Origin of the sequence: Streptomyces sp. 8L (genome assembly GCF_020176795.1) — a bacterium.
In the GTDB taxonomy this organism is placed as follows: Bacteria; Actinomycetota; Actinomycetes; order Streptomycetales; family Streptomycetaceae; genus Streptomyces.
Genome location: NZ_JAIUKE010000754.1, coordinates 1 through 3178, shown reverse-complemented (window position 1 = coordinate 3178; position 3178 = coordinate 1). Strand labels below are relative to the sequence as shown.

At 73.0% G+C, this 3178-nt stretch carries 2 protein-coding genes; both read right to left on the bottom strand.

The window, feature by feature from the left end; all coding sequences use genetic code 11:
- Nucleotides 1-124 precede the first annotated feature (124 nt).
- Entirely contained in the window at nt 125-1165 is a 1041-nt protein-coding gene (locus tag LCE31_RS38285) for a transporter substrate-binding domain-containing protein (protein ID WP_225022790.1), read from the bottom strand.
- Between the two features lie 68 nt (nt 1166-1233).
- Nucleotides 1234-2637, bottom strand: coding sequence for a hypothetical protein (locus LCE31_RS38280; protein WP_225022788.1), 1404 nt, complete (start codon nt 2635-2637; stop codon nt 1234-1236).
- Nucleotides 2638-3178: the final 541 nt, after the last annotated feature.

Below are 3178 nucleotides of genomic sequence, written 5' to 3'. Positions count from 1 at the left end.
GGGGTGGCACGAGGTGACGGACGGCGGGTGGCGGTGGCGGGTGCCGGGTCAGTGCGGTCCGACGGGCCCCGGGGCGTCGCGGGCCCGCAGGCGGGCGGGGCCGGTGCCGGTTCCCTCCAGGCGGTCAGTTCTCCTTCAGATAGAGGGGAGCGGGTGGGCCCGCCGTGGGGCCGAGTTCCGCCTTCAGCCACTTGTGGTACGACTTCTGCCAGGGGCTGTCGGCCCCTCCCGAACGGTACTGGTCCAGTACGTGGTTGATGCGGCGCACCAGGTCGTCGGCGTGCGGCTTCGCGGCGACCCCGTAGTACTCGGTGGTGAAGGGCCCGTCGCCCTTCAGCTCCACCGCGGGGTCCTGCGCGGCCTGGGCCGCGGCCAGCGCGTTGTCCGTGATGACCGCGTCGACCAGGCCGAGCTGGAGCCTGACCAGGCAGTCGAGCTGGTTGGCCACGCTCAGGTCGTCGGTGTCCACATGTGCGGGGTTGTAGCCCTTGTGGTTGGCCGCGTCCCAGAAGTAGACGTCGTACGGGTTGCTCTTCTCCAGCTCCTGCACCGCCGTCGACCCGGTCGCGGTGCAGACCCGCTTGTGCCGCAGGGATTCGTTGTAACCGGTCACGGTGGAGCCGCTCCTGGGCGCGAGCACCTGCTGTCCCGCCTTGAAGTAGGCGGTGGAGAAGTCGGCGTCCGCGAGGCGGTTGCAGGCGATCGTCATGGTCCGCACGACGATGTCGACCGAGCCGTTGTTCAGGGCGTCGGTGCGTTCGGCCGTGGAGACCGGCTTGAAGGTGATGGCGTTCGCGTCGCCGAAGATGTTCTTCGCTATGGCGTGCGCGAGGTCGATGTCGAACCCCTCGAACTGGTCGGTCGCCGGGTTCAGATAGCCCCACCGGTAGCTGTTCTGGTCGACGCCGACGACCAGCCGCCGCTTGTCGCCCTTGCGCGCCAGCATCTTGTCCACGACCGGGCCGCCGCCGCTGGAGGCGGGCAGGCTCGCCTCGGCCGGCTGCCCGGTGCCCGGGCAGTCCTGCTCCCCGCCCGAGGTCGGCTCGGCCACGCCGGTCGCCCGGTGCACGGGCGCTCCGCCCGGAGGGGCGGTCGCCTGCCCGGCGCCGTGCCGCGAGACGGGTACGAGCACCAGCGCGGCGGTCAGGGCGCAGGCGGCGCCCATGGCGGTGACGCCGCCCCAGCCGCGCAGTCTGCCGGACACGGACCTCACGGAACCCACGGCTCCCCCTCTCACCGGTACTCCGAAAGCCTGCGGCCCACCCCGAGGATGGCGCTGACGGCGCCGAGCACGGCGAGCACGGCGGCGCCGAGCCAGAGCAGGGTGAGCGCGCCCCTGCCCTCCTTGGCGGAGGTCGTGAACTGGTCCTGCTCGTGCGCGATGGCGGTGGCGATCCTCTTGTTGACCTCGTTGAAGGCCTGTTCGCTCGTGCCGCCGGGGCCGTCGATCGCCGCGCGCGCGTCCTGGAAGCGGCCGTCCGCGCCCGCCGTGCTGCCGGCCGCGTGCCGGGTCTCCCACACCGCGACGGCGCTGATCGCGTCGGCGACGGGTGCGCGGCCCCGGTCGTCGTCGGCGAGGACCTTGGCGCGGCTCAGATCGCCCGAGAGCGCCTTCGTCTTGGCCCCGAAGTCGACCTCGTACTTGTCGGTCTTGCCGTCGGCGGCGACCACTGAGCCGCGCGAGACCAGCGTCAGGTTCTCGTCGGCGCGCGCCTTGAGGGCGTTGATCCGGGCCGCGTTGAGCGCGGTCAGCGAGCTCTGGCCGTGCCGGTCCGCGTTGTCGAGGCCGAGGTTGCCCAGGGCCTGGCCCGCGACCAGCCAGAGCAGGGCAGCCGTGCACGCGGCGGTCGCGGTCAGCAGCCCCCGGTTGAACACCCGGTTGGTGTGGCGGTAGTTGCGCAGCTGGGCGCGGACCAGCACGAGGAGCGTGATCACGCCGAGCGCGAGCGCCGCGTACGGCCAGGTCTGCGCGTCGCCCGACTCGGCGCCGAGCTGGTCGCTCTCCTCGGTGTACAGCGCCTCGGCGGCCGGCAGGATGCCGCCGGGCCGGGTCATCCGGTCGTTCGCGTAGCGCAGGTAGGCACCGCCCAGCGGCAGGCCGCGGCGGTTCTCGGCGCGGGCCCGCTCGATCAGGCCGGTGTAGACGGGCAGTTGCCTGCCGATGCTCGCCACCAGCTGGGCGGAGCGGCTGCGGGGCGCCGCGTTCTCCGCGACGCCGGACAGCAGGGTCGCCGCGCGGGAGATGTCAGCGCGGTAGGCGTCCTGCACGTCGGCGGGCTCGGTGGCGCCCGCGAGGAAGCCGGTGGCGGCCTGGGTGTCGGCGTCGGCGAGCGCCCCGTACAGGTCCGCGGTGTCCTTGACGGTCATGCCGCGGCTGACGGCGTCGTCCGCCGACGCGTACCGGTCGGCGCTCTGCCAGGCCGTGACGGCGCCGAACACGATCACGACGAGCGCGAGCGCCGCGCCGATGAGCCGCAGCCTGCCGGGCTCCGTACGGGCGGCGCGCCGCAGGCGTTCAGAACCGTCGTGCCACAGTGCCCCGAGGCCGCCCGCGGGGCCGGGACCTGGCGGCGGCAGCGGCGGCGGACCCGGCGCGGCGGGCGGTGGCGCCGTGCGTACGTTCGGCGGATATGTCACGCGACCTCCCCCATCAGGTCTGGACGTCGGCCCGCCCCCCCGGCGGGTGCCGGGGGAACACCTCCCGGCCAGCAGTATGGCCGTCAGGACCGGCAGCGCGCACCGGCCTTGACTGGATCTTGTCCGCCCGACATCCGGTGAAGCGTACGGCACGGGCTCTGTGTTGAGTACGCGGCCGAGCCTGCGTTCGGTTCCCTCTCTCCGGTCCGGGCGGACGGGACGTGTCGCACGGGCTCAGGACCGGGGTCCGGGGCGGGGGGACCGGGACAGCCAGGACAGACGCGACGAACGCGGAGCGTCCGGTACCCGGGGCGCGGAGGGCCGCATTCCGGTCACAATCCCGTCACGTCGTCCGGTAGGCGTTTTCTCCCGGCACACGACCCTGGCACCATCTTCGAATCGGCGTTCGGGTGAACGCCGTTCGGATGTTCAGGGTGTTCCGGATGTTTCGCGGGGTCCGGAGATTCCGTTCCGGGGGGTTCGGAGCTTCCGGGGGGCTGAGCTTCCGGGAGGTCGGAGGTTCGGTTCGGAGGTTCCGGGG